We start from the raw sequence: 1,675 nt of genomic DNA on the forward strand, positions 1-1,675 counted from the left end.
CGCTCGGTCAGCGGTGGCTGCTGCCGTGCCTGGAGGTGGCGTGCGTGGCCCCGCTGGCGGCTCGTGGCGAGCACGAGCGAGCACTCGCGCACGCCACCGCCGCCCGCGCCACCGCCCGCCGCCTGCGCCACGCGATGGGCGAGCGGCAGGCGAACCTGGCCCTGGCCTTCCTCGGCGCCGAGCCCATCCCTCCGGGTACGGACGCCGCGCCCCCCTCGGACCCGCGGCAGCGCCGAATGGGCGGCGCGGCTGGGAAGGGGCGTGGTCGCGCGGGTGAGGCGGCCAGGCCGGATCCGGGCCTGCCGCGTGGCGTGGCGGCGCTCGAGCCGGGCCGCGCAGGTGACGTGGCCGGGCGGGACCCGTGGTCGGGCTGGGTGGGGGACGTGTTCGTGCCTGACCCGCACCCCGGGCGGATCGAGGCGCTGGTGGCCGACGGGCGGCTGGAGGAGGCGGAGCGGACGCTGGCAGCGTACGACGAGACCGGCCTGGGGCGGCGGGCCGGGCCGCGCAGGCAGGGGGAGCGGCTCAGGCTCGGCGGGCTGCTGCTCGCCGCCAGGAACGTTCCAGGGGAGGCGGAGGAGAGCTTTGCCCGCGCACTCGCGCTGGTGGAAGGGGCGTGCCCGCTGGAGGAGGCCCGCGTGCTGCTCGACCTCGGCAGGCTGCTGCGCCGCACGGGCCGGCGCAAAGCGGCCGCTGAACGGCTCGGCGCCGCCCGCGCCATCTTCGAACGGCTGGGTGCGCGGCCTCTCATGGACCGCTGCGCGCACGAGCTGGAGGCCTGCGGGCTGGAACCCCCGGCCACGGTACGGCTCGGGCTCACGCCTCAGGAGCTCAGGACCGCCACGCTCGTGGCCGGCGGGCTGACGAACCGGCAGATCGCCAGGGAGCTGCTCATCAGCGTCAAGACCGTCGAGTACCACATCGGCAAGATCTACACCAAGCTCGGGATCGGCTCCAGGGTGGCGCTGGCCGCCAAGCTCGCCGCGTACGGCCAGTCGAGCTAGCACCGCGTCAGGCAAAGCCTGGCGATACGCGAGTGATGCCCTCTGTGATACGTTCGGCGGCGCCGTGCACCGCTGCGAACTCGAGGAGGTGAGACCGATCAACGCTGTGACAGGTCGGGGCTCCCTCCCTTGCATGGTCTAGGGAGCGCCCGCAGAAGGCATCCCGAAAGGCTTGAAACGCTATGCGCTTCACCTCCCAGACGTCGTCGGACGGCGTCACCGAACAGCTCTTCACCCTCGGCGAGATCCCCGGTGTGCTGTGGACGCCGGAAGACGCCATCGGCACTCGTCCCCTGATCCTGATGGGACACGGCGGCGGCCAACACAAGAAGGCCCCCGGCATCCTGGCCGGCGCGCGCCGCTTCGTCGCAGAGGGCGGTTTCGCGGTCGCCGCGATCGACGTGCCCAATCACGGTGAGCGGCCGAAGAGCGAGGAGTTCAACCGGATCGCGACCGAGAACCGCGCCCGTATGGCCGCAGGCGAGGATACGGCTGCGCTGGTCGCCGCCATGCACACTCTCCTGACCGGGCAGACCGTCGCGGAATGGCAGGCGGTCCTGACCGCGGTCCAGCAACTCGACCACGTCGGCGAGGGTCCGGTGGGCTATCGGGGCATGTCGATGGGCTGCGGGCTCGGTGTCCCGTTCGTCGCCGCGGAACCCCGGGTCGGC

General features: G+C 73.1%; 2 protein-coding genes. Both read left to right on the plus strand.

Annotated elements, in window-relative coordinates; genetic code table 11:
* Positions 1–1,004, plus strand: a 1,004-nt coding sequence (locus AB0J09_RS64180; protein WP_360714252.1) for a helix-turn-helix transcriptional regulator, incomplete at its 5' end; no start/stop codon positions are given.
* Between the two features lie 182 nt (positions 1,005–1,186).
* A partial coding sequence (locus AB0J09_RS64185) for an alpha/beta hydrolase (RefSeq protein WP_360714254.1) occupies positions 1,187–1,675 on the plus strand: 489 nt, incomplete at its 3' end.

Source organism: Nonomuraea sp. NPDC049784 (assembly GCF_040659615.1).
Taxonomy (GTDB): Bacteria; Actinomycetota; Actinomycetes; order Streptosporangiales; family Streptosporangiaceae; genus Nonomuraea.